The 24,467-nt window shown below is 70.5% G+C and carries 24 protein-coding genes; 3 read left to right on the forward strand and 21 right to left on the reverse strand.

Annotated elements, in window-relative coordinates; genetic code table 11:
• Positions 1-39: 39 nt before the first annotated feature.
• From metK to AB0C26_RS00640, 3 genes are read right to left on the reverse strand one after another with little or no spacing between them, the layout of a single operon-like run.
• Entirely contained in the window at positions 40-1,230 is a 1,191-nt protein-coding gene (gene metK / locus AB0C26_RS00630) for a methionine adenosyltransferase (RefSeq protein WP_360239278.1), read from the reverse strand.
• A 45-nt stretch (positions 1,231-1,275) separates the two neighbouring features.
• Positions 1,276-2,505, reverse strand: a complete 1,230-nt coding sequence (gene coaBC / locus AB0C26_RS00635; protein WP_360239281.1) for a bifunctional phosphopantothenoylcysteine decarboxylase/phosphopantothenate--cysteine ligase CoaBC — start codon at positions 2,503-2,505, stop codon at positions 1,276-1,278.
• Positions 2,506-2,563: 58 nt separating this feature from the next.
• Complete coding sequence (locus tag AB0C26_RS00640) at positions 2,564-3,436, reverse strand: helix-turn-helix transcriptional regulator (RefSeq protein WP_360239284.1); 873 nt, start codon at positions 3,434-3,436, stop codon at positions 2,564-2,566.
• 94 nt (positions 3,437-3,530) lie between these two features.
• Here AB0C26_RS00640 and AB0C26_RS00645 point away from each other — a divergent pair, with 94 nt between their 5' ends.
• On the forward strand, positions 3,531-4,229 hold the full coding sequence (locus AB0C26_RS00645; RefSeq protein ID WP_360239287.1) for an SDR family NAD(P)-dependent oxidoreductase: 699 nt from the start codon (positions 3,531-3,533) through the stop codon (positions 4,227-4,229).
• A gap of 78 nt (positions 4,230-4,307) precedes the next feature.
• Here AB0C26_RS00645 and rpoZ read toward each other — a convergent pair whose 3' ends face one another.
• The 11 genes from rpoZ to pyrR all read right to left on the reverse strand — a co-directional run bounded on the left by rpoZ (position 4,308) and on the right by pyrR (position 16,261).
• Positions 4,308-4,571, reverse strand: a complete 264-nt coding sequence (gene rpoZ, locus AB0C26_RS00650; protein WP_015623990.1) for a DNA-directed RNA polymerase subunit omega — start codon at positions 4,569-4,571, stop codon at positions 4,308-4,310.
• Between the two features lie 13 nt (positions 4,572-4,584).
• The gene (gene gmk / locus AB0C26_RS00655) at positions 4,585-5,175 is read right to left on the reverse strand and encodes a guanylate kinase (RefSeq protein ID WP_360239289.1); all 591 of its coding nucleotides are present in this window, start codon (positions 5,173-5,175) and stop codon (positions 4,585-4,587) included.
• Between the two features lie 33 nt (positions 5,176-5,208).
• Positions 5,209-5,526, reverse strand: a complete 318-nt coding sequence (mihF, locus tag AB0C26_RS00660; protein WP_020517554.1) for an integration host factor, actinobacterial type — start codon at positions 5,524-5,526, stop codon at positions 5,209-5,211.
• A gap of 187 nt (positions 5,527-5,713) precedes the next feature.
• Positions 5,714-6,544: an orotidine-5'-phosphate decarboxylase gene (pyrF, locus tag AB0C26_RS00665; protein WP_360239292.1), complete on the reverse strand. Its 831-nt coding sequence runs from the start codon at positions 6,542-6,544 to the stop codon at positions 5,714-5,716.
• 216 nt (positions 6,545-6,760) lie between these two features.
• Positions 6,761-7,999, reverse strand: coding sequence for an adenosylmethionine--8-amino-7-oxononanoate transaminase (locus AB0C26_RS00670; protein ID WP_360239295.1), 1,239 nt, complete (start codon positions 7,997-7,999; stop codon positions 6,761-6,763).
• Positions 8,000-8,061: 62 nt separating this feature from the next.
• Complete coding sequence (locus AB0C26_RS00675) at positions 8,062-9,099, reverse strand: quinone-dependent dihydroorotate dehydrogenase (RefSeq protein ID WP_360239298.1); 1,038 nt, start codon at positions 9,097-9,099, stop codon at positions 8,062-8,064.
• Entirely contained in the window at positions 9,096-12,410 is a 3,315-nt protein-coding gene (gene carB / locus AB0C26_RS00680; protein WP_360239301.1) for a carbamoyl-phosphate synthase large subunit, read from the reverse strand. The genes AB0C26_RS00675 and carB overlap by 4 nt, the downstream gene beginning before the upstream one ends.
• Positions 12,411-12,415: 5 nt before the next feature.
• Positions 12,416-13,522: a glutamine-hydrolyzing carbamoyl-phosphate synthase small subunit gene (gene carA / locus AB0C26_RS00685; RefSeq protein WP_360239304.1), complete on the reverse strand. Its 1,107-nt coding sequence runs from the start codon at positions 13,520-13,522 to the stop codon at positions 12,416-12,418.
• Positions 13,519-14,784, reverse strand: coding sequence for a dihydroorotase (locus tag AB0C26_RS00690; protein ID WP_360239307.1), 1,266 nt, complete (start codon positions 14,782-14,784; stop codon positions 13,519-13,521). Before AB0C26_RS00690 ends, carA begins: the two co-directional genes overlap by 4 nt.
• On the reverse strand, positions 14,781-15,704 hold the full coding sequence (locus AB0C26_RS00695) for an aspartate carbamoyltransferase catalytic subunit (protein ID WP_360239310.1): 924 nt from the start codon (positions 15,702-15,704) through the stop codon (positions 14,781-14,783). Before AB0C26_RS00695 ends, AB0C26_RS00690 begins: the two co-directional genes overlap by 4 nt.
• Positions 15,701-16,261, reverse strand: a complete 561-nt coding sequence (gene pyrR / locus AB0C26_RS00700; RefSeq protein WP_360239313.1) for a bifunctional pyr operon transcriptional regulator/uracil phosphoribosyltransferase PyrR — start codon at positions 16,259-16,261, stop codon at positions 15,701-15,703. Before pyrR ends, AB0C26_RS00695 begins: the two co-directional genes overlap by 4 nt.
• Positions 16,262-16,549: 288 nt before the next feature.
• Here pyrR and AB0C26_RS00705 point away from each other — a divergent pair, with 288 nt between their 5' ends.
• Positions 16,550-17,038: a transcriptional regulator gene (locus AB0C26_RS00705; protein ID WP_020517563.1), complete on the forward strand. Its 489-nt coding sequence runs from the start codon at positions 16,550-16,552 to the stop codon at positions 17,036-17,038.
• 411 nt (positions 17,039-17,449) lie between these two features.
• On the opposite strand, the gene nusB is transcribed toward AB0C26_RS00705, so the two are convergent.
• From nusB to aroB, 4 genes are read right to left on the reverse strand one after another with little or no spacing between them, the layout of a single operon-like run.
• A complete protein-coding gene (gene nusB, locus AB0C26_RS00710) occupies positions 17,450-17,887 on the reverse strand; it encodes a transcription antitermination factor NusB (RefSeq protein ID WP_360239317.1) in 438 nt (145 codons plus the stop codon).
• 2 nt (positions 17,888-17,889) lie between these two features.
• Positions 17,890-18,447, reverse strand: a complete 558-nt coding sequence (gene efp / locus AB0C26_RS00715) for an elongation factor P (protein WP_097324586.1) — start codon at positions 18,445-18,447, stop codon at positions 17,890-17,892.
• A gap of 60 nt (positions 18,448-18,507) precedes the next feature.
• Complete coding sequence (aroQ, locus tag AB0C26_RS00720; protein WP_360239321.1) at positions 18,508-18,936, reverse strand: type II 3-dehydroquinate dehydratase; 429 nt, start codon at positions 18,934-18,936, stop codon at positions 18,508-18,510.
• Positions 18,933-19,979: a 3-dehydroquinate synthase gene (gene aroB, locus AB0C26_RS00725; protein WP_360239324.1), complete on the reverse strand. Its 1,047-nt coding sequence runs from the start codon at positions 19,977-19,979 to the stop codon at positions 18,933-18,935. The genes aroQ and aroB overlap by 4 nt, the downstream gene beginning before the upstream one ends.
• 109 nt (positions 19,980-20,088) lie before the next feature.
• Here aroB and AB0C26_RS00730 point away from each other — a divergent pair, with 109 nt between their 5' ends.
• Positions 20,089-20,766, forward strand: coding sequence for a Clp protease N-terminal domain-containing protein (locus AB0C26_RS00730; RefSeq protein WP_360239327.1), 678 nt, complete (start codon positions 20,089-20,091; stop codon positions 20,764-20,766).
• Between the two features lie 90 nt (positions 20,767-20,856).
• Here AB0C26_RS00730 and AB0C26_RS00735 read toward each other — a convergent pair whose 3' ends face one another.
• The 3 genes from AB0C26_RS00735 to AB0C26_RS00745 all read right to left on the reverse strand — a co-directional run bounded on the left by AB0C26_RS00735 (position 20,857) and on the right by AB0C26_RS00745 (position 24,386).
• Positions 20,857-21,369 carry a shikimate kinase gene (locus AB0C26_RS00735; RefSeq protein WP_360239330.1) on the reverse strand — a complete coding sequence of 171 codons (513 nt, stop codon included), beginning with the start codon at positions 21,367-21,369 and terminating at the stop codon, positions 20,857-20,859.
• Positions 21,369-22,547, reverse strand: coding sequence for a chorismate synthase (gene aroC, locus AB0C26_RS00740; RefSeq protein WP_360239333.1), 1,179 nt, complete (start codon positions 22,545-22,547; stop codon positions 21,369-21,371). Before aroC ends, AB0C26_RS00735 begins: the two co-directional genes overlap by 1 nt.
• Before the next feature lie 1,287 nt (positions 22,548-23,834).
• Positions 23,835-24,386, reverse strand: coding sequence for a sigma-70 family RNA polymerase sigma factor (locus AB0C26_RS00745; RefSeq protein WP_360239336.1), 552 nt, complete (start codon positions 24,384-24,386; stop codon positions 23,835-23,837).
• Between the last annotated feature and the right edge of the window lie 81 nt (positions 24,387-24,467).

Consider the following 24,467-nt stretch of genomic DNA (forward strand, 5'->3'; position numbering starts at 1 on the left):
GGCGCCCCCCAAAGGGGACACCGGCTGAAAGCGAAACCCTCAGGCAGCAGCGTTCTTAAGATCCTGGGCCCGGTCAGTGTTCTCCCAGAGCAGCTCCGGAATCTCCCGCCCGAAGTGCCCATAGGCCGCCGTCTGCTGGTAGATCGGCCGCAGCAGGTCCAGGTCGCGGATGATGGCCGCCGGCCGAAGGTCGAACACCTCGTTGATCGCCTTCTCGATCCGCTCCACCGGAACGTTCTCCGTGCCGAACGTCTCGACGAACAGCGACACCGGGTGGGCCTTGCCGATCGCGTACGCCACCTGGGTCTCGCACCGCTCGGCCAGCCCCGCCGCGACCACGTTCTTCGCCACCCACCGCATGGCGTACGCCGCCGACCGGTCCACCTTGGACGGATCCTTGCCGGAGAACGCCCCACCACCGTGCCGGGAGTAACCGCCGTACGTGTCAACGATGATCTTCCGGCCGGTCAGGCCGGCGTCACCCATCGGCCCGCCGATCTCGAAGCGGCCGGTCGGGTTCACCAGCAGCCGGTAGCCGTCGATGTCGAGGCCGAGTCCTTCGAGCTCGGGCGCGATCACGTGCTCGCGGATGTCCGGCGTGAGCAGCGACTCCAGCGAGATGTCGGCCGCGTGCTGCGACGACACGACCACCGTGTCGAGACGGACCGGGCGGAAGCCGTCGTACTCGATGGTGACCTGGGTCTTGCCGTCGGGTCGCAGGTACGGGATCGTGCCGTCCTTGCGGGCTTTCGACAGCCGGCGGGCCAGGCGGTGGGCGAGCGCGATCGGCAGCGGCATCAGCTCGGGCGTCTCGGAGCAGGCGAAGCCGAACATCATGCCCTGATCGCCGGCGCCCTGGGAGTCGAGGACGTGCTCGCTGTCGCCTTCACGCAGCTCGAGGGCACTGTCCACACCCTGGGCGATGTCGGGCGACTGGGAGCCGATGGACACGCTGACGCCGCAGGACGCGCCGTCGAAGCCCTTCTTCGACGAGTCGTAGCCGATCCGCAGGATGGTGTCGCGGACGATGCTGGGGATGTCGGCGTACGCCTGCGTGGTGACCTCACCCGCCACGTGCACCTGGCCGGTCGTGATCAACGTTTCCACCGCGACGCGGCTGCGGGGGTCCTGCCGGAGCAGGGCGTCGAGAATACCGTCGCTGATCTGGTCAGCGATCTTGTCCGGGTGGCCTTCCGTGACCGACTCGGAGGTGAACAGGCGGCGTGCCACGGTGCTCCTCAGATTTGTCGAATACAACGTAACCGGGAAGTGTAGTCACCGCACCCGGGCTGGCTCACCGCCGCCCACCTGCCCATCCAGTAGGACGGCGACGCGGTCCCAAATCATATCCGCCACATCGTCTTTAGGGAGTTCGGCGTGGCTCGCCGTGCTCCCGTCAGCGCCCAGCAGCGTGACCTCATTGTGGTCGGCGCCGAACACGCGGTCCACTCCCACCTCGTTAACGACGATCAGGTCGGCACGTTTCTTGATCAACTTAGCGCGAGCGTTCTCCAGAGCGTCGTGCGTCTCGGCCGCGAACGCCACGAGAATCTGCCCCTCCCGTTTCGCCGCGCCCAGTTCCGCCGCGATGTCCGGGTTGGTGGTCAGCTCGATGGGCGACGGCGTACCACTGTCTGTCTTTTTGATTTTCTCGGCCGCGACGCTCACCGGCCGGAAGTCGGCCGGAGCCGCCGCCATGACGATCGCGTCCGCCCCGGCCGCCGCCTGCACGGTGGCCGCGCGCAACTCCTCGGTCGTACCCACCCTGATCAGGTCCACACCCGCCGGATCGGGCAGCGTCACGTTGGCCGCGATCAACGTGGTGCGCGCCCCCCGCGCCGCGGCCGCCTTGGCCAGGGCGTACCCCTGCTTGCCGGACGACCGATTCCCCAGGAACCGGACCGGATCGAGCGGTTCGCGGGTCCCGCCCGCCGTCACCACGACGTGGCGGCCCTTCAGATCAAGGTCAAGACCCCGTTTGAGTACGCGCTGAGCCAGCTCGAAGATCGCGATCGGATCGGGCAGGCGCCCCTTGCCGGTGTCCTGGCCGGTCAGCCGCCCCACGGCCGGCTCGATCACCACCGCGCCGCGCGACCGCAGGGTCGCCACGTTCGCCCGCGTCGCCGGGTTCTCCCACATCTCGGTATGCATGGCCGGCGCGTACACGATCGGGCAGGTCGCCGTCAGCAGCGTGTTGGTGAGGAGATCGTCGGCGATGCCGTGCGCCGCCTTGGCCAGCAGATCAGCTGTCGCGGGAGCGACCACGACGAGCTCGGCCGCCCGCCCGATCCGCACGTGCGGCACCTCGTGCACGTCCTGCCACACCTCGGTGGCCACCGGCCGCCCGGACAGCGCGGCCCAGGTGGGCGCCCCCACGAACTGCAGCGCGGACGCGGTCGGGACCACCCGCACCCCATGCCCCGACTCCGTGAACAGCCGCAACAGCTCACACGCCTTGTAGGCGGCGATGCCGCCACCCACCCCGAGCACGACTTCAGTCACCAAGACCCCCGTACGAGAGCGGGACCCGCCATCCGGAATCCCCACCCGATCCTGCCCCACGTCACCCGGGCGCCGTCAGCCGCGCCAGACGCTCGGCGTCCGGCGTGCCCGGCGCGCCGGAGTAGACCACCATCCGCAGATCGCAGCCGGGAACCTGGAGGACGTCGCCGTCCAGGACCATCGGCCCGGCCGTCGGATGGTCGATGTGCTTGCGCATGCCCCGGTACCGCGCGGGCCGGGCCGCGGTCCAGCGCTCGGCGAACTCGGGGCTGGTCTCGTGCAGCGCGGTGACCAGATCGGCCAGTTCGGCGTCGTCGGGCCTCTCCAGGTAGGCCACCCGCAGGTCACCCACTATCGCGTCGCGGTAGATCTCGTCCTCGGCCGGGTCGACCCACACGCGTGGGTTGGGCTGGGTCATCTCGAACCAGACGACGTTGCGCGCCCGCCCCCGCAGCTCGGCCGAGTCGCCCAGCAGCGCCGTCCAGGCCGGGTTCCAGCGCAGCAGCCACCAGTCGGCGGAGTAGACGGCGACCGGCCACTCCGCCAGGCGGGTGACCATGCGATCGAGGCCGGCGGGCACCACCCGGTCGGCCGGCCGGCTCGGCGGAGCCAGTCCGGCCGCACGGTGCAGAAGCGCGGCGTCGTCCTGGTCGAGCCGCAGAGCCCGGGACAGGGCGGCGACCACCGGCGCGGACGGGCGGGCGGCTCGGCCCTGCTCGAGCTGAACGACGTAGTCGACCGAGACGCCGGCGATCAGCGCCAGCTCCTCCCGGCGCAGGCCGGGGGCGCGGCGGCCAGGAGCGGCCAGGCCGGGGGCGCGACCGCCGGGAGCGGCCAGGCCGGGAGGGGCCAGGCCGGCCGGATCGGCGCCGCAGCGGTCCCGGAACCCGCGCAGGAGGGTCCCGAACCCCGGCGCCCGCACAGTCTCGGTCACGTGATCATCGTATCCGGCCGCCCGGGTGGTACCGGTGGTCCTACCGACGCACGGCGCCTTCCCCCCGCGCCCGGCCGGCCGCAGGCTGACCGGCATGGAAACGATCACTCTCGTCACCGGCGGCAACAAGGGCATCGGCCGCGAGACCGCCCGCCGCCTCGCGGAGGCCGGGCACACCGTGCTCATCGGCGCGCGCGATCCCGGACGCGGCCGGGACGCCGCGGGCGAGCTCGGCGTCGGGTGGCTGCACCTGGACATCACCGACCAGTCGAGCGTCGACGCCGCGGCCGAGCGGGTACGAGCCGAGTACGGGCGTCTCGACGTCCTCGTCAACAACGCCGCCGTCAACAGCGTCGCCACCCCGCTCGAGCGGACCACCGCCGAGGACGCGGCGGCCGAGCTGGACGCCAACCTGCTGGGCGCGCTACGGGTCACCAACGCCTTCGTGCCGCTGCTGCGCGCGTCCGAGCATCCCCGGATCGTGAACGTCTCGTCCCGGGTGGGCTCGTTCGCGGCCACCCTCGAGTACGACATGTTCGACTGGCGGGTCGTGCCGCCGATCTACGCCATCTCCAAGACCGCGCTGACGATGCTCACCCTCAAGTACTCGCGCGCCCTGCCCGGGATCCTGGTCAACGCGGCCGACCCCGGGTACACCGCGACCGACCTGAACGGCGGTCAGGGCACCCAGACGGTGACCGAGGGCACCGACGCGATCGTTCACCTGGCCACCCTCGGCGACGACGGCCCGACCGGCACCGTGCTCAGCCGCGAGGGAGCAGTGCCCTGGTAGGGAGTGCCGAAAATGCAACGATCCCGCGGCCACCGGGGTGGGCGCGGGATCTCCGATGCTCAGCCGTGCGGCGGGCCGTCAGGGGTTGTCGGTCGCCTCGGCGGTCAGGAGACCGGCGTTGATCTCGCGCATGGCGATCGAGAGCGGCTTCTCCTGGGGCGTGGTCTCGACGAGCGGGCCCACGTACTCGAGGAGGCCCTCACCGAGCTGGCTGTAGTAGGCGTTGACCTGGCGGGCACGCTTGGCCGCGAAGATCACCAGCGAGTACTTCGACGAGGTCTTGTCCAGCAGCTCGTCGATCGGCGGGTTGGTGATGCCTTCGGGGTTCGCGATGGTTCCCACAGTTGTTCAGTCCTTAATGCTCTTGGGGCGTCAGAAATGACGAACCGAGTAATCCTACCAGCTCGTCCGCCGCGCGCTCGACGAAGTCGTTGACGACCGTACGGTCGAATTCCTTCTCGGCTTCGAGTTCCTCATCCGCGTGGGCGAGGCGGCGCCGGATGGTCTCCTCGTCGTCGGTGCCCCGGCCGACCAGGCGGCGGCGCAGCTCCTCGACGCTGGGCGGGGCCAGGAAGATCAGTTGCGCGTCGGGCATCGAGGCCCGGACCTGGCGCGCGCCCTGCAGGTCGATCTTCAGCAGGACCGGCCGGCCCTGGCCGAGCCAGCCCTCGACCTGCGCCCGCGGCGTGCCGTAGAGGTTGCCGGCGAACTCGGCCCACTCCAGCAGTTGTCCGCCATCGATCAGCCGCTGGAACTCCTGGCGGGTCACGAAATGGTAGTGCTCGCCGTCGGTCTCGTAGTCGCGCTTCTTCCGCGTCGTCACGGACACGGACAGCTTGATCCAAGGCGAGCGCGCCCGGATCAACTCGATCACGCTGTCCTTGCCGACCCCGCTGGGGCCGGAGAGGACGGTGAGTCGGGCCGCCGGGCGCGCGTCGTCATCCATGCTCACAAGGCTCATTCAACACGAGCCCTCGAGTCAGTTCGCAGCGAACTCCCCCAGGAGGGCCTTGCGCTGCTGGTCGCCGAGACCGCGCAGCCGGCGGCTGTCAGCGATCTTCAGCTTCTCCATGATCTGCGTCGCACGGATCTTGCCGATGCCCGGCAGCGCCTGAAGCACGGCCGAGACCTTCAGCTTGCCGACGACCTCGTCCTCTTCCGCGCGGTCGAGCACGGCGGCGAGGGTGGTCTTGCCGGACTTGAGCTGTTCCTTCAGCTCAGCCCGAGCTTTACGAACTTCAGCAGCCTTCTCCAGCGCGGCAGCGCGCTGCTCGGGGCTCAGTGACGGGAGCGGCACCAGTTCTCCTCAGGTCCCTATCGCGACGGTAGGTCAATACCGGCGCTTCTGTGAAACGTGGTGTGCCAGGTAACCAAAGGGGCATGTGGTTCCCCGGCGCGGGGAAAACTAGCGGTCAACGGCGGTTTCGGCAACGTGGGGGTACCCCCGCACCCGCTGTCCGCGTCCCTGGTAAGCAGGGACCTTTTCACCCGAGCGCAGCTGCGCACTCGTCTGCGGCCCGCTCTGCTGCTAGACGCAGCCCGGCCACTGATGGTCCCGCTGTCAGAACTTCCCGTGAGTACGACGGCAGCACGTTACGCAGGCTTTCGCCGAAGACGCGGCGCAGGTCGGCGGGGGTCGCGCCCTGCGCCCCGAGGCCCGGCGCGAGCAGTGGACCGTTCACCGCGGACAGGTCGTGGCCGGTCTCGCCGATCGTCGCCCCGATGACCAGACCGAAGCTTCCCAAGGGCTCCACACCCCTGTTGAGCTGGGAAATCTCGTCGATCATGGTTTGCGCCACGGTGCGGCCGCCGGCCGCGACGGCATGCTGGACGGACGGTCCCTCCGGATTGGACGTCAGGCCGAGGACGAAGACGCCGCCGCCGTTGGCGGCCGCGACGTCGAGTGCCGGCTGCAACGATCCGAATCCGAGATAGGGACTCACAGTAATCGCGTCGGCACACAGAGAACTCGCCGGATCAAGGTAGGCGGAGGCGTACGCGGCCATGGTCGAACCGATGTCGCCCCGCTTCACGTCCAACAGGACAAGGGCTCCGGCCTCCCGAGACTGTCGGATAGTTGACTCAAGAATGCCGATGCCGCGTGACCCAAATCTCTCAAAAAACGCGGACTGCGGCTTGAGCACGGCCACCCGATCGGCCAGGGCTTCGACCACCGTTAGGGCGAAGCGTTCCAGGCCGGCCACGTCGTCGGGCAGGCCCCACTTGGTGAGCAGGGCCGCGTGCGGATCGATGCCGACGCATAGCGGGCCGCGCTTCGCGGTCGCCTCGACGAGGCGCTTGCCGAAGGTCTCCATCGCTGTCATTCCTCTTCCGTGTCGGGTGGCCGCCAGCGCGCGGGCGGCCGATGCGGTAGGGGGTTCATGGGTGAGCCGGCCGCCGGGACGGCGGCGCTCGTTAAGCGGACAAAGCAGTCAGATCGATCGGCCGGGCCGCGACCCGGCAAAGCAGTCGAAAAATAGCGATGTGTTTTGCGCCGCAGAGACGCCGGACGGAGGCCGGGGGACGCCGAATCAGCCGACCGTGGCCGCCGCGGCGACGCCCGCGGTGATCCGGGCGACGTCCTCGGCGCCGGTGACGTACGGCGGCATCGTGTAGACGAGGTCGCGGAAGGGCCGCAACCACACCCCACGCGCGACCGCCGCGGCCGTCGCGGCCCGGATGTCCACGTCATGATCCAGCTGCACCACCCCGATGGCGCCCAGGACCCGCACGTCCGCGACGCCGGGTCGCCTTCGCAACGGCTCCAGACCGTCTCTGAGACCGTTTTCGATCAGTCGTACGTGATCTACCCAGGATCCGTCCCGCAGCAGCCTCAGCGACGCTCTGGCGACCGCGCAGGCGAGCGGGTTGCCCATGAAGGTCGGCCCGTGCATGAGCCCGCCCTCGGGCCCGTCCGAGATCGCCTCGGCGACCGCCGTCGTGCACAGCGCCGCCGCGAGCGTCAGGTAACCACCGGTGAGCGCCTTGCCGACACACATGATGTCGGGCCCGACCCCGGCGTGCTCGGCCGCGAAGAACTTCCCGGTCCGCCCGAACCCGGTGGCGATCTCATCGAAGATCAGAAGGACTCCGTACGCCGCGGTCGCCTCCCGCAGCACCCGCAGGTAGCCCGGATGGTGGAACCGCATGCCGCCCGCGCCCTGCACGACCGGCTCGACGATCACCGCCGCGAGCTCCCCCGCGTGCCGCTCGATCATTTCCACGAGCTTTTCCGCGTACGCCTCGTCGAACTCCACCGGCGGCGCGTCCGCGAAGACCTGCGCCGGCAGCACCCCCGTCCACAGCGAGTGCATCCCCCCGTCCGGATCGCACACGCTCATCGGATGGAAGGTGTCGCCGTGGTATCCACCCCGCCAGGTCGCCAGCTTGCGGCGCCCGGGCCGGGCCTGCAACGCCATCTTGATCGCGACCTCGACGCTGACCGACCCCGAGTCGCACAGGAAGACGTGCTCCAGCCCGTCCGGGGCCACCTCGACCAGTTCGGCCGCCAGTTCGACGGCCGGTTCGTGGGTGAGCCCGCCGAACATCACGTGACTCATCCGCCGCGACTGCCCGGCCAGCGCCTCGTCCAGCGCGGGATGCCGATAGCCGTGGATGGCGGCCCACCACGACGACATCCCGTCGACCAGTTCACGCCCGTCGGCGAGCTTCAGACGTACGCCGGAAGCACTCTCGACCAGATAGGGCTCGCTCCGGCCGGGCATCGGCCCGTACGGATGCCAGACGTGCGCCCGATCGAGCGCGAGCAACCGCCCCGCCCGGCCGGCCGAAGACGATGTGCTGCCTGGGGCCGGCGGGGACGGAGGGCTGGTCATCGCGCCGGGCGGACCAGGGTCGTGTGATGGGCGGCGGCCGCCTTCGCCGCGGCCCGGACCAGGGCCGGGCCCCGGTAGATGAAGCCGCTGTAGAGCTGCACCAGTGACGCGCCCGCGTCGAGCAGGCGGACGGCGTCGTCCGGCTCCATGATGCCGCCGACGCCGATGATCGGGAGGCGGCCGTCGGTCTCGGTGTGGACGAAGTGGACGACCTTGCGGGCCTTCTCGGTCAGCGGCCGGCCCGACAGGCCACCCGCCTCGGCCGCCCGCGGCTGGTCCGAGGGGGCCAGGCCGTCACGCGACAGCGTCGTGTTGGTGGCGATCACGCCGGCCGCGCCGTGGCTCAGGCAGACCTCGAGCAGTTCCGCGATCGCCGGCTCGGTCAGGTCGGGCGCGATCTTCACGAGCACCGGCTTCGGGCCGACCAGGGCCTTGAGCAGGTCGGCGATCGCCGACTTGTCCTGCAGGCTGCGCAGGCCCGGGGTGTTCGGCGAGGAGACGTTGACCGCGATGTAGTCCGCGTACGGGTGGAGCAGCCGGTGCGAGGTCAGGTAGTCCTCGACCGCCTCCTCCAGCGGGGTCACCTTCGACTTGCCCAGCGAGACGCCCAGCGGCACGCCGATCGGGCCCAGCGCGGCCAGGCGGGTGGCCAGGGCGGCCGCGCCGGCGTTGTTGAAGCCCATCCGGTTGATGATCGCCTCGCTGCCGCGCAGCCGGAACAGCCGTGGCTTGTCGTTGCCGGGCTGCGCCTTCGCGGTGACCGTGCCGACCTCGACGAAGCCGAACCCGAGGGCCGGCCACGCCGGTAGCGCGACGCCGTTCTTGTCCATGCCCGCGGCCAGGCCGACCGCGTTCGGGAACCGGACCCCGAACGCCTCGACCGGCGCGCTCGTCGCGTAGCGGGCACGCATCAGCGACCGCGCCGGCGCCGGCAGCCCGGCCAGCCGGTGCAGCGTGAACTCGTGCGCCGTCTCCGCGTCGCCACCGCCCAGCCGGAACAGGACCGGCCGGACGGTGGACTCGAACAAGGTCACTTCTCGGCACCCCGGAGGGCGGCGTGCAGCTCCTGCAGCGGGCGGACGGACATGTCGCCGCGCATCAGCGCCTCGATGCCCATGACCGCGGCCGCCGCGCCCGGCACCGTGGTGATGCACGGGATGTCGGCGGTGACCGCCGCGCTGCGGATCTCGTACCCGTCGGAGCGGGCGTTGGCGCCCGAACCCTGCGGGGTGTTGATGATCATCGCGATCTCGCCGGCCGCGATGAGTTCCAGCGCGTTCTGGCCGGCGCTCTCGAAGTGCTTCGGCACGATCTCGCAGACCACGCCGTAGCGGCGCAGCACCTCGCCGGTGCCGGCGGTCGTGACGATCGTGAAGCCGAGGTCGGCCAGCCGCTTGATCGGGAAGACCATGGCCCGCTTGTCCCGGTTCGCCACCGACACGAAGATCTTGCCGGCGGTGGGCAGCGATCCGTACGCCGCGGCCTGGGACTTGGCGAACGCCTGGCCGAAGCCGGCGTCGATGCCCATGACCTCGCCGGTCGACTTCATCTCGGGCCCGAGCAGGCTGTCGACGCCCTTGCCGGCCGGGGTGCGGAACCGCTTGAACGGCAGCACCGCCTCCTTGATGGCGATCGGCGCGTTCTCCGGGACCGTCCCGCCGTCGCTGTCGGGCAGCAGGATGCCCTCGGCCCGCAGTTCGCCGATGGTGGCGCCCAGCATGATCCGGGCCGCCGCCTTGGCCAGCGGCACCGCCGTCGCCTTGGAGACGAACGGCACGGTCCGCGACGCGCGCGGGTTGGCCTCGAGCACGTAGAGCACGTCGTCCTTGAGCGCGTACTGCACGTTGAGCAGGCCGCGCACCCCGACCCCGCGGGCGATCGCCTCGGTGTAGCGGCGCACCTCGGCCAGGTGCGAGCCGGCCAGGGTGATCGGCGGCAGCGAGCAGGACGAGTCGCCGGAGTGGATGCCGGCCTCCTCGATGTGCTCCATCACGCCGCCGATGTAGACGTCGCCGTTGGCGTCGCAGAGCGCGTCCACGTCGATCTCGACCGCGTCGTCGAGGAACCGGTCGACCAGCACCGGGTGGTTCGGGGAGATCTCGGTGGCCCGCTCGATGTAGCCGCGCAGCGTCGGCTCGTCGTAGACGATCTCCATGCCGCGGCCGCCGAGGACGTACGACGGGCGGACCAGCACCGGGTAGCCGATCGCGTCGGCGATCTGTTTGGCCTCGTCGAAGCTGGTCGCCGTGCCGTGGTCGGGCGAGCGCAGGCCGGCCTTGGCCAGCACGGCGCCGAACAGCCCACGGTCCTCGGCCAGGTCGATCGACTCGGGCGAGGTGCCGACGATCGGCACGCCGGCCGCCTTGAGCCGGTTGGCCAGGCCGAGCGGGGTCTGCCCGCCGAGCTGCACGATCACGCCGATCACGCCGGGGCCGCCGGCGGCCTTGCCCGAGCTGTCCTCGGCGTGGAACACCTCGAGGACGTCCTCGAAGGTGAGCGGTTCGAAGTAGAGCCGGTCGGCGGTGTCGTAGTCCGTCGACACCGTCTCCGGGTTGCAGTTGACCATGACGGTCTCGAAGTCGACCCCCCGCAAGGCCATGACCGCGTGCACGCAGGAGTAGTCGAACTCGATGCCCTGCCCGATGCGGTTCGGCCCCGAGCCCAGGATCAGCACCTTGGGCCGGTCCGAGGGCGCGACCTCGGTCTCCTCGTCGTACGTGGAGTAGTGGTAGGGCGTGTTCGCCTCGAACTCGGCCGCGCACGTGTCGACAGTCTTGTAGACCGGGCGCACGCCGAGCCGGTGGCGCAGCGTGCGGACGCCGTCCTCACCGGCCAGCTCGGGCCGCAGCGCGGCGAGCTGCTTGTCGGAGATTCCGGAGCGCTTGGCCGTACGAAGAAGCTCCTCGTCCAGCACGGGCGCGTCCAGGATCTCCTGGCGGAGGTCGACCAGCGCCTTGATCTCGTCGAGGAACCAGGGGTCGATGCGGCCGCTGGCCTCGTGCACCTGCTCGACGGTGGCGCCGAGCCGCAGCGCGGCTTCCACGGTGTAGAGCCGGCCGTCGTGCGGAACGCGCATCGCCTCGAGGGCGGCCTCCGCCGTCTCGAAAGAAGGCGACGTCCAGAATCCCGCGGCCTTCGTCTCCATCGACCGCATCGCCTTGTTCAGCGCCTCGGCGAAGTTGCGGCCGATCGACATCGCCTCGCCGACCGATTTCATCGTGGTGGTCAGCTCGGCGTCGGCCCCGGGGAACTTCTCGAACGCGAACCGCGGGATCTTCACGACCACGTAGTCGAGGGCCGGCTCGAAGGCGGCCGGCGTCTTGAGCGTGATGTCGTTCGGGATCTCGTCCAGCGTGTAGCCGATGGCCAGCTTGGCCGCGATCTTGGCGATCGGGAAGCCGGTCGCCTTGGAGGCCAGGGCCGACGAGCGGGACACGCGCGGGTTCATCTCGATCACGACGAGCCGGCCGTTGTCCGGGTTGATCGCGAACTGGATGTTGCAGCCGCCGGTGTCGACGCCGACCTCGCGCAGCACGGCGATGCCGAGGTCGCGCAGGTTCTGGTACTCCCGGTCGGTCAGCGTCATGGCCGGCGCCACGGTGACCGAGTCGCCGGTGTGCACGCCCATCGGGTCGACGTTCTCGATCGAGCAGACGACCACGACGTTGTCGTGCTTGTCGCGCATCAGCTCGAGCTCGTACTCCTTCCAGCCGAGCACGCTCTCCTCGATGAGGACCTCGTGCACCGGGGAGGCGGCGAGGCCGGAGCCGGCGATGCGCTCCAGGTCCTCGTCGGTGTGCGCCATGCCCGAGCCGAGGCCGCCCATGGTGAACGAGGGTCGGATGACGACCGGCAGGCCGAGCTCGGCCACCGTCGCCTTGACCTCGTCCATCGAGTGGCAGACCCGCGAGCGCGGGGTCTCGCCGCCGGCCTTGGCCACGATCTCCTTGAACAGCTGGCGGTCCTCGCCGCGGCGGATGGCGTCGACGTCGGCGCCGATCAGCTCGACGCCGTACTTCTCCAGGACGCCGCTCTCGTGCAGGGCGATCGCGGTGTTGAGCGCGGTCTGCCCGCCCAGCGTGGGCAGGATCGCGTCGGGGCGCTCCTTGGCGATGACCAGCTCGACGAACTCGGGGGTGATCGGCTCGACGTACGTGGCGTCGGCGAACTCCGGGTCCGTCATGATCGTGGCCGGGTTGGAGTTGACCAGCGAGACGCGGATGCCCTCGGCCCGCAGCACCCGGCAGGCCTGGGTGCCGGAGTAGTCGAACTCGCAGGCCTGGCCGATGACGATCGGGCCGGAGCCGATCACCATGACGTGCTTGAGATCTTCACGCTTCGGCATGTGGGTCAGCCCTTCTTTTCCACGAGCTCGACGAACCGATCGAACAGGTAGTCGGCGTCGTGCGGGCCGGCGGCGGCCTCGGGGTGGTACTGGACAGTGAACGCGGGCACCTCGATGCCCCGCAGGCCCTCGACCACGTCGTCGTTGAGGCACACGTGCGACACCTCGACGCCGCCGAAGTCGGTGTCGATCACCTTGTTCAGCGGGGCGTCGACCGCGAAGCCATGGTTGTGGCTGGTCACCTCGACCTTGCCGGTGGTCTTGTCGAGCACCGGCTGGTTGATGCCGCGGTGGCCGTAGCCCAGCTTGTAGGTGCCGAAGCCGAGCGCCCGGCCGAGAATCTGACTGCCGAAGCAGATGCCGAACAGCGGCTTCTCGCGGCGCATGACCTCGCGGGCCAGCGCGACCGGGCCGTCCGCCGTGGCCGGGTCACCCGGGCCGGGCGAGAAGAACACCGCGTCCGGGCTGACGGCCAGGAGGTCCTCGATCGACGACGAGGCCGGGAAGACATGCGTGGTGACGCCGCGTTCGGCCAGCCGCCGGGTGACGTTGCGCTTGATCCCGAGGTCGAGCGCGGCGACCGTGTAGCGGTGCTCACCGACAGCAGAAACGGTGTAAATGTCCGGAGTGCTAACTTCGCCGGAAAGATCCGCGCCAACCATCTGCGGCTGCGCCTGAACACGTTCAAGGAGCGACGAGGGGTCCAGGTCGACCGATGAGACACCGACTCGCATCGCGCCGCGCGACCGCAGGTGGCGAGTCAGAGCCCGGGTGTCGACGCCGCTGATCCCGACGATCCCCTCGGCCGCGAGCCGGTCGCCCAGATCGCCGGTGGAGCGCCAGTTCGAGGGTCGGCGGGCGGGGTCACGCACGACATAGCCGGCGACCCACATGCGAGAGGACTCGTCGTCCTCCTCGTTGACGCCCGTGTTGCCGATCTGCGGCGCGGTCTGGACGACGACCTGCTTGTGGTACGAGGGGTCGGTCAGCGTCTCCTGATAACCCGTCATGCCGGTCGTGAAGACAGCCTCGCCGAACGTCTCCCCGACAGCGCCGTACGCCGTACCGGAGAAGGTCCGCCCGTCTTCCAGGACCAAGATTGCTTTCGTCACTTAACAGCCTTCCCATCGAGGACCGTAGGAACTCCCCGGAGGAACGTCGCCACGATGCGACCCGGCAGGGTGGTGCCCGCGTACGGTGTGTTGCGGCTGCGGCTCGCCAGCTCGGCCGGGTCGACGACCCGGCGGGCGGACGGGTCCACCAGCGTGAGGTTGGCCGGGCTCCCGACGCTGAGGTCGGTGCCGTGGCCGGTGAGGCCCGCGATCTTGGCGGGAGTGCGCGACATGCGGTCGGCGATGAGGTCCCACCGCTCGCCGAGCACCGAGAGCACGACCGGCAGCGCCGTCTCCAGCCCCACCATGCCGGGCCGGGCGTACGCCCACTCGCACTCCTTGTCCTCCACCGCGTGCGGCGCGTGGTCGGTGGCGACCACGTCGATGACGCCCTCGATCAGCGCTTCCCGAAGGGCGTGCACGTCGGACGCCGTACGCAATGGGGGGTTGACCTTGAAGACCGGGTCGTAGGACGCGGCCAGCTCGTCGGTGAGCAGCAGGTGGTGCGGCGTCACCTCGGCCGTCACCCGGACGCCGCGGGCCTTGGCCTGCCGGAGCACCTCGACCGAGCCGGCGGTGGAGACGTGGCAGACGTGCAGGCGGCTGCCCACGTGCTCGGCCAGCAGCACGTCGCGGGCGATGATCGCCTCCTCGGCGACCGCGGGCCAGCCGGTGAGGCCGAGGCGGGTGCTGACCTCGCCCTCGTGCATCTGGGCGCCCTCGGTGAGCCGGGGCTCCTCGGCGTGCTGGGCGATGATGCCGTCGAACGCCTTCACGTACTCCAGGGCGCGGCGCATGAGGCGCGGGTCGGCCACGCAGAAGCCGTCGTCGGAGAAGATGCGCACCCCGGCGGCCGAGGTGGCCATCGCGCCCAGCTCGGCCAGCTGCTTGCCGGCCAGGCCCACGGTGACGGCGCCGATCGGCTGCACGTCGACCAGGCCGGCCTCGCGGCCCAGGCGCCAGACCTGCTCGACCACGCCCGCGGTGTCGGCCACCGGCGACGTGTTGGCCATCGCGAAGACGGCCGTGTACCCGCCGAGCGCGGCCGCCCGGGAGCCGGTCTCGACCGTCTCGGCGTCCTCACGGCCCGGCTCGCGCAGGTGGGTGTGCAGGTCGACCAGGCCCGGCAGCGCGACCAGGCCGGCGGCGTCGATCACCTCTGCGGAGGGATCCGACTTGTCGGAAATGCGGCCATCGACAATCGCCAGATCAACCGGATCGGCGCCGAGCACCGACACGCCCTTGATCAAGTATGAGCTCACGCCTTGCCCCCAAGCAGCAGATAGAGGACGGCCATGCGGGCGCTGACCCCGTTGGCGACCTGTTCGACGATGGTGGATCGGGAGGAGTCGGCCACCTCGGGCGTGATCTCCATGCCCCGGTTCATCGGGCCGGGGTGCATGACGATCGCGTGCTCGGGCAGCTTGCGCATGCGCGCGAGGTCGAGGCCGTAGCGCCGGCTGTACTCCCGCGCGGAGGGGAAGTACGAGTCCTGCATGCGCTCGGTCTGCACTCGAAGCATCATCACGACGTCCATGTCGGGCAGGACGCTATCGAGGTCGTACGACACTTTCGTCGTCTTGGAGAGAGCGGCCGCCACGTCGAGCGGGATGAGGGTCGGCGGGCCGACCAGAGTCACCCGCGCGCCCAGCGTCGTGAGCAGCAGAACGTTTGATCGCGCGACCCGGCTGTGAAGCACGTCACCCACGATGGCGACCTTGAGGCCGTCGAGCCGGCCGAGGCGCGAGCGCATCGTGTACGCGTCCAGCAGCGCCTGGGTCGGGTGCTCGTGGGTGCCGTCGCCGGCGTTGACCACCGACCCGTCGACCCACTGGGCCAGCCGGTGCGGCGCGCCCGACGCCGGGTGGCGGATCACCACCGCGTCCGCGCCCATGGCCTGCAGGGTCAGCGCGGTGTCCTTCAGGCTCTCACCCTTCGAGACGCTGGAGCCCTTGGCCGAGAAGTTGATGACGTCGGCCGACAGGCGCTTGGCCGCCGCCTCGAACGAGATGCGGGTGCGGGTCGAGTCCTCGTAGAAGAGGTTGACCACCGTGCGGCCGCGCAGCGTCGGCAGCTTCTTGACCTCGCGGCCGGCCAGGGCGGCCATCTCGCCCGCGGTGTCCAGGATGAGGGTGGCGGTGGCCGCGTCGAGGTCGGCCGCCGAACGGAGATGCTTGATCAATTTTCGCTCCCCGTCAGTCGTACCTCGTCGAGCCCGTCCGTCTCGGTCAGTGAGACGCGGACGCTCTCCGAGAGCGCGGTCGGAATGTTCTTGCCGACGTAGTCGGCGCGGATCGGCAGCTGCCGGTGGCCCCGGTCGACCAGCACCGCGAGCTGCACCGAGCTGGGGCGCCCCTCGTCGTTCAGGGCGTCGAGGGCGGCGCGGACCGTGCGGCCGCTGAACAGCACGTCGTCGACGAGGATGACCCGCAGGCCGTCGATGCCGCCGCCGGGCAGCTCGGTCTTGCCGAGCGCGCGGGTGGCGTGCAGCCGCAGGTCGTCGCGGTAGAGGGTGATGTCGAGCGATCCGACGGGCACGTCGATGCCCTCGAACGCGTGAATGCGGGCGGCCAGGCGCTGGGCCAGCGGCACGCCGCGAGTGGGAATCCCGAGAAGGACGGTGCCGGTGGCGCCGGACGTCTTCTCCAGAATCTGATGAGCGACCCGGTCGACGACCCGGTGCAGGTCGGACGCGCTCAAAATGATCTTGCTGGGCGTGTCGGCACGTGGCTGCGCCACGGCGGACCTCCTTCCCCGCCTCACGGGACGGGTCGTTAAAGGAAGTTCAGGATGGTCCCGGGAGGGGCCACCACATGGGCTGACGCTACGTTACCAGTGCCGCCGGCGGCGGCCATCGTGACATGGCTGACCGTCACGTCAGACGGACTAATCAGACAGATCTACCGTGTGCCACACGACTCATCGGTAACCGACACTTGACCGGAAGTCGCAAACTCCGTACCGTCACGCTGCGTAGCGATCGCGGAGGAAGAACCCTCCGCGGCATGCACAGTGGGAGTGTTCCGAATGCCGTCTGAGTACGCCAAGTCGTTGGGCGCCCGCCTGCGTTCCATCCGCCAGCAGCAGGGCCTGTCCCTGCAGGGCGTGGAGGAGAAGTCGAACGGTCGCTGGAAGGCCGTCGTGGTGGGATCGTACGAGCGTGGCGACCGCGCGGTCACCGTCTCGCGTCTCGCCGAGCTGGCCGACTTCTACCGCGTTCCCGTGTCGGAGCTGCTGCCCGACGGCAGCGGTGTCCGCCTCGAGGCCACCAACAAGATCGTGCTGGACCTCGAGAAGCTGTACGACACCACCGGCGAGGACCTCGCCTACGTCGCGCGGTACGCCCGTGCGATCCAGCAGCAGCGCGGCGACTACAACGGCCGCGTCCTCTCCATCCGCGCCGACGACCTGCGGGCGCTCGCCATCGTCTACGACATCTCCCCCTCGGGCCTCATCGAGCGCCTCACCGAGCAGGGTGTCCTCGTGGCCGACCCGCGCGCCTTCTTCGCCAGCTGACGTTCACCAACTGAAACGTTCCGCCTCCTTTTCTCCATGAGGCGAAGCGCACCAATCCCCCCATCCCCCCTGCGACTCGCCGCGCCGGCGCCGAGTCCCACACGCTGAAAAGCCCGCGTTCCGCACGCGGGCTTTTTTGCGTTCAACCGCCGAGGTACGCCACGCCGACTGGCCCAAGCGCAAGTGACTCCGCCCCGCAGGCGCAGCGCGACCATCGTCCGGGGCCGGCCATAGCGCGCCTTTCGCGCGGGGAGATCGCAAGGGCGTGCTCACCGTGGTGCCAAACCCCCGCAAACTCGGTCACGGTAAGGGCGACCGCCACGTGGAGTGATGTCGACCGTTTTGATCAAGCAACACGTCGAGGCAGCACGAAGGCCCCGCACTCCGAAGAGCCCGGGGCCTGAGAAGCGCTCAGCGGGTCGCGAACTCCGCGATCCGGCCGAGAATGCCGTTGAGGAACCGCGGGCTGTCGTCGGTGGACATCGTCTTGGCCAGCTCGACCGCCTCGGAGATGGCGACCGGATCGTCGATCTCGGGGACGTAGAGCAGCTCGTAGACGGCGATCCGGGCCAGGTTGCGGTCGATCACCGGCATCCGCTCGAGGGTCCAGCCCTCGGCGTAGCTGGCGATCAGCTCGTCGATGCGGTCGAGGTGCTCGGCCACGCCCTCGACCAGGCCGACCGAGTACTCCAGGTGATCCGGATGGGGCTTGGCGATGCGCTCGAGGTAGGTGGCGAGCACCTCCCGCGGCGGGAGGTCACGCAGATCGGCCTCGTACAGCACATCCAAGGCCCGTTTCCGGGCTTTGCGACGGGCCGGCGTCTGCGTCGAGCGAGGGGCGTCAGCCATGATCAGGAACGACCGAGGTAACGGCCGTCGCGGGTGTCGACCTTGATCTTCTCGCCGGTGGTGATGAACAGCGGAACGTTCACGGTCGCGCCGGTCTCGACGGTCGCCGGCTTGGTGCCACCGGTCGAGCGGTCGCCCTGCAGGCCCGGCTCGGTGTAGGTGACCTCGAGGAACACGCTGGTCGGCAGCTCGATGTAGAGCGGCACGCCCTCGTGCGTGGCGACAGTCGCCTCGGCCTCGGGGAGCAGGTAGTTCGCGTTCTCGCCGACGGTCGCGCCGGCCACGGTGATCTGCTCGTAGGTGTCCAGGTCCATGAAGACGAAGTCCTCGCCGTCCTGGTAGAGGTACTGCATCGTGCGCTTGTCGACCGTGGCGGTCTCGACCTTGGTGCCGGCGTTGAACGTCTTGTCGACGACCTTGCCGGACAGCACGTTCTTCAGCGTGGTGCGCACGAACGCGCCACCCTTACCCGGCTTGACGTGCTGGAACTCCACCACGGACCAGAGGCCGCCGTCGAGGTTGAGCACCAGGCCGTTCTTCAGGTCGTTCGTGGAAGCCATGCCCTGCCTTGATTTCTATGGAAGCTGTCGGTGACCGACCGAGTTTACCGGCGGGAACGTCTAACCGGCGAATCGGGCCAGGTGCTCGAGCGCGAGCCGGTAACCATCGACACCCAGACCCGCCAGAACCCCGGTGGCGACGGCCGAGATGACCGAATGATGCCGGAATTCCTCGCGGGTATGGATGTTCGAGATGTGCACCTCGATGAGCCGGCCGCCCAGTTGGGCCGCCGCGTCCCGGACGGCGATGTTGTAGTGCGACCACCCGGCCGGGTTGAGCACCACGTCGGCGCCCTCGTCGGCCGCCTCGTGCAGCCAGCGGATCATCTCGAACTCGGCGTCGGTCTGGCGCACCTCCACCCGCACGCCGAGCCGCTCCGCGGTCTCCAGGCAGAGCTTTTCCAGGTCGGCGTACGTGGTGTGGCCGTACACCGAAGGCTCTCTGGTCCCCAGACGGCCGAGATTCGGGCCGTTCAGCACGTAGATCATCGCGCCACCTCCGCGTACGCCCGCTCGAGCAGGCTCTCGTCCGGGCCGGTCAGGATGCCCGGCTCGGCCAGGCCGTCGAGCACCACGAACCGCAGCGTGGCCGCCCGCGCCTTCTTGTCGACCCGCATCGCGCTCAGCAGCTCGGGCCACGCCTCGGCCGGGTACGAGGTCGGCAGTCCGGCCTTCTCCAGCGCCGCCCGGTGCCGCCGCGCGGTCTCGTCGTCCAGGCGCCCGGCCAGCCGGGCCAGCTCGGCCGCGAAGATCATGCCGACCGCCACCGCGTGCCCGTGCTTCCACGTGTACCGCTCGCGCTTCTCGATGGCGTGCGCGAGCGTGTGCCCGTAGTTGAGGATCTCGCGGAGCCCCGACTCCTTCAGGTCGACGCCCACCACCTCAGCCTTGACCCGGATCGCCCGCTCGACCAGCTCCCGCAGCACGGCGTCGCCGAGGTCACCCTTCTCGATCAGCTCGAGGATGACCGGATCGGCGATGAACCCGCATTTGATCACCTCAGCCAGCCCGGCCACCAGATCGTCGGCCGGCAGCGTGGCCAGCGAGTCGAGATCGCACAGCACGCCGGCCGGCGGGTGGAACGCGCCGACCAGGTTCTTGCCGGCGGCGATGTTGACGCCGGTCTTGCCGCCCACGGCCGCGTCGACCATGCCGAGCAGCGACGTCGAGCACGGCACCCACCGCACCCCGCGCAGCCAGCTCGCGGCCACGAAACCGGCCAGGTCGGTGACCGCTCCTCCGCCCACGCCGATCACCACGTCCGTACGGGTGAAGTTGTTCGCGCCCAGCTCGTCCCAGCAGATCGCCGCGACCTCGACGCTCTTGCCCGCCTCGGCGTCGGGCACCTCGATGAGCAGGGTCTTCACCCCCGTCGCGGCCGCGATCCGCTCCGCCCGGTCGCGCAGCGGCGCCGAGAAGAGGACAGCGGCCTGCGCGGCCCCGCCGATCAGCGACGGCAGCTCGTTCGTCAGATCCCGGCCGACAAGCACGTCGTACGGACGGTCACCGGCCACCTGAATTCGTGTCACCACGGCGCAAACCCTAGACCCGCGCCCGCGGCGGGACGCACCCCATGGCGCCCGTTCCACCACCCGGAATGGGGTTATATCTTTCTACCCCCATACGGGTTACACATGAGCCATGCCGAAAATCAACGTGTACCTGCCCGACGACCTCGCCGACGCCGTCCGGGAGAGCGGCATCCCCGTCTCCGCGATCTGCCAGCGCGCTCTGGAGCAGGCCGTCCAGCGCGTCGCCGCCATCCGCGACGCCACCGCCATCGACCTCGACCCGGCCGCCCTGGCCGAGCGCCTCCCCAGCTTCACGGCCCGGCTGGTCACCGTCCTCGAACTGGCCGCACAGCGCGGCGAGCCGGTCACCACCGGCGCCCTGCTGCACGGTGTCCTGGCCGAGGGCGACAACCTGGCCCTGCAGATCCTCACCGCGATGGACATCCCGCCCACCACGCTGACCGCGCCCGAGACCGCCGAGCCGACCGGCGACGCCACCGGCCCCCGCTTCAGCCGGTCGGGCGCTGTCGTCCTGGAGCTGGCCGTCGGCGAGGCGATCGGCCTCGGCCACAACTACGTCGGCTGCGAACACCTGCTCATCGCCCTGGCCGCCGAGCCCGACGGGGCCGCGGGCGAGGTCCTGCGCGCCCGCGGCGCCGACGCCCGCGTCATCCGCCGAGCGGTCAGCGCCGCCCTCGCCGGATACGCCCACCTGCGCGCCAGCCACACCCCGCCCAAGGACGCGCTGACCGCGGCGCTCGCCCCCTTGATCGAACGCATCGAACGCTTGGAGACTCGCCTGGGCTGAGCACAGTCCGCACTGCTCGATGTGGGCCGTGCCGTCGTCGCGCCCCTGCTCACCCACCGCTGGAGATCGCCTTCTCCGGACGCAACCGGATCAGGCGGCCGGAGCCCTGAGCAGTTCCGCCACCTCGGCCGCGATCTCGTGCGGCTCGCGGCCGTCGGTGGCGACCGTGTGGGTGGCGACCTCGGCGTACAACGGACGCCGTTGATCGAGAAGGAACTTGAGCGTGGCCCGCGGGTTCAGGTTGAGCAGCGGGCGGCCCGCGCCCAGGCCGACCCGCTTGACCGCGTCGCTCAGCTCGACCGACAGGTACACCACGGTGTGCTCGGTGAGCAGCTTGCGGGTGCCGTCGTGCAGGATCGCCCCGCCGCCGAGCGCCAGAACGCCGTCGAAGCTGTCGAGCGTCTCGGCGATCACCTGGCGCTCCAGCGCGCGGAACGCCTCCTCGCCGTCGTCGATGAAGATCTCCGGGATGGGCTTGCCGGCCCGCTCCTCGATGATCGTGTCGGCGTCGGCGAACTCCGTGGCCAGCAGCGCCGCCACGGCCGCGCCGATGGTGGACTTGCCGGCGCCCGGCGCGCCCACGAACACGGCCCGCGGCGCCATCAGCGGATGACCAGGCTTTCCAAGTATCCGGCGAGGTTACGGCGGATCTCGGCCACCGAGTCACCACCGAACTTCTCGACCGCCGCCTCGGCCAGCGTCAAAGCCACCATGGCCTCGGCCACCACGCCGCCGGCCGGCACGGCACAGACGTCCGACCGCTGGTTGATCGCGGTCGCCGGCTCGCCGGTGACCACGTCGACGGTCTGCAACGCCCGGTTGAGCGACGAGATCGGCTTGAGCGCGGCCCGCACCCGCAACGGCTCGCCGTTGGTGATGCCGCCCTCGAGCCCACCGGCCCGATCGGTCACCCGGCGCACCCCGTCCGCGGTCGGAATGATCTCGTCGTGAGCCACCGACCCGCGCGAACGGGCCTGGGTGAACCCGTCACCGATCTCCACACCCTTGACGGACTGGATCGACATGAGCGCGGCGGCGAGCCGGGCGTCGAGCTTGCGGTCCCACTGCACGTGGGTGCCCAGGCCCGGCGGCACCCCGTACGCCAGCACCTCGACGATGCCGCCCAGCGTGTCCGCGTCCTTCTTGGCCGCGTCGACCTCGGCCACCATGCGCGCGCTGGCCTCGGGGTCGAGGCAGCGCAGCGGGTCGGCGTCGATCCGCGCCGCGTCCTCCGGCGCCGGGATGAGCCCGACCTTGGCCGCCACCGATCCGAGCTCGATCACATGAGAAACGATCTCGATACCCAGCGCCTGCTTGATCAGCGCCTTGGCCACGACACCGACGGCGACCCGGGCCGCGGTCTCCCGCGCACTGGCTCGCTCGAGAATCGGCCGGGCATCGGTGTGCCCGTACTTCTGCATGCCGGCCAGATCGGCGTGCCCCGGCCGCGGCCGCGTCAGAGGCGCGTTACGCGCCTGGCTGGCCAGCTCCGCCGGGTCGACCGGGTCGGCCGCCATCACGGTCTGCCACTTGGGCCACTCGGAGTTACCGACCCGGATCGCGACCGGACTGCCCAACGTCAGCCCATGCCGGATCCCACCGATGATCTCGATCTCGTCCTGCTCGAACTGCATGCGCGCCCCGCGCCCATAGCCGAGCCGACGGCGCGCGAGATCGCGCCCGATCTCCGCACTCGTCACTTCCACCCCGGCGGGAACGCCTTCGAGAAGCGCAACGAGCGCCGGTCCATGCGATTCACCTGCGGTTAGCCAGCGCAACACCCCCAAATTCTGTCACGCCGCCCCCAGCACCCACCGCACCCCCACCCGCGTCCCGCCAGCCGGAACCCCCGGACCCTGTTCCTGCGCAGACTCGCCCCACCGATCCCCTCGTAATCCCCGCGGTGAAGGCGTCACGTCGGGCCGCATGCGTGCCATGCCATCGCCCGCAGAGGGGGCCGTCTCGCCGGTCCGCCTCGTGGACGTCGCGCCATAGCCCGCCGTGGCCATCTTTGCCTGGCCGCTATGGGCGCCAACTCATCGCGCGGCGGGGACCGGCTCGCCGGTCTGCTCACCGCGCCTTGGTTGCGCCCGGCCATCGCGCTGACGAGGGCTGCGGGCACCCTGCCGGGCGCGGCGGCTATCGGCGGTTCGTCCTCCTCAGGGTTGTGAACGCCGGGAGGTTGTGGGCACCTGTCGTCGAGCGCGGCGGCTCCACTGTTCCGAGGAGTTGTGGGCGCCTCGCGACGGGCGCGGTAGGGGTGGTCCGCTTCCCGCGGGCCTTGCTGTCGGGTGCAAATGGGGACAGCTTCCTAGGAGGTTGCGAGTCTCCTGCGGAATACGCCCGAGGTCGCTTTCCAGGAACTGCGGGCCATCCGCCGCCGGAGGCCCCGTTTCAGCGGCTGCGTCCGCGTTGCTGCCCAGCACGAAGTGGCTGCTTTCCTGGATGGTGAGCGCCTGTCGTCGGGCGCGGGCAGGGCGGGCGCGCGGGCAGGGCGGGCGCGCGGGCAGGGCGGGCGCGCGGGCAGGGCTGGGCAGGGCAGGGCGGGAGTCGGCTGGCCTAGGGGGTTGTGGGCGGCTTGCCGTTTGAGGCGGTCGGGGTTGGGCCGATGGAGGGCTGGCCCTTGGGGGTTGCGGGTGACCTGCTGACGGACGCGGAAGGGGGTGGCTCCGCGGTCGGCTTTCCGGTGGGGGTTGTGGGGGGCCCGTCGCCGGATGCGGTGGAAGTCGGCGCGACGGCTGACGACGAGTGTGCGGGGGCGGGCGAGGTTACGGTCGGCGTGGGGGCCGGGAGCACCGTGGGTGGGGCGGAGCGGCTGGGGGCGGTCGAGGAGGACGGCGAAGCCGGGGAGGCGGGCCGGGAGGGGGTCGGGTCCGTCGGCCGGAGCAGGGCGAAGGCTGCGATCGAGACCGCCGCGGCGGCGGCGCCGGCGGTCAGTGGGAGCCACCATCGGGCGAGCGCGGACCGGGTTGCGGGTCTCGTGGGGGCGGGGCGCAGGCTCTGGCTTGTCACGGCGGCGGCGCGGGCGGACAGGGCCGTGCGCAGGCGCTGTTCCAGGTCGGCTTCGGTCATCTCTCCCCCAGGTGGGCGCGGAGCAGCGTCAGCGCGCGGTGTGCGGTCGACTTGACGGTGCCGGTGGTGATGCGCAGGGCGCCGGCTATCTCCCGTTCGGAGAGGCCGGACCAGTAGCGCAGGACGATGACCTGACGCTGGCGGGTGGTGAGGTGGCCCAGGGCCCGGATCACCTCGCGGTCGCCCGCGCCGAGCAGAGCCTCCTCCTCGGCGGCGGGGGCCGGGTCGGGGCGCGGCGGCAGGTAGGCCCGGGCGATCCGGCGGCGGCGCAGGGTCGACCGGGCCGCGTTCATGACGGCGGAGACCAGGTACGCCTCGGGGTCGGTGACCGTGTCCAGGCCGGTGCCGTGACGGCGGTAGAGGCGGGTGAAGACGTCCTGGACGATGTCCTCGGCCGTGGGCAGGTCGTCGACCATGAGGACGGCCAGCCGGACCAGCGGCAGGCGGCGCTCGCGGAAGAGTTCGTCGATCGCGGGGGCGGCGGTCGCCGCCGCCACGAGCGGGCCGGGCGCGGCTCCCCGCCGCCAGCGCAGCAGCGACCTGGGCATCGGCAGCACGAAGATCACAAAGGGCCTCGCGATAACGGTCGGTGGCGCGCCGGCCGGACGGCCGGCGCGCGGGACATCAGG

Source organism: Actinoplanes sp. NPDC048796, assembly GCF_040650035.1.
In the GTDB taxonomy this organism is placed as follows: Bacteria; Actinomycetota; Actinomycetes; order Mycobacteriales; family Micromonosporaceae; genus Actinoplanes.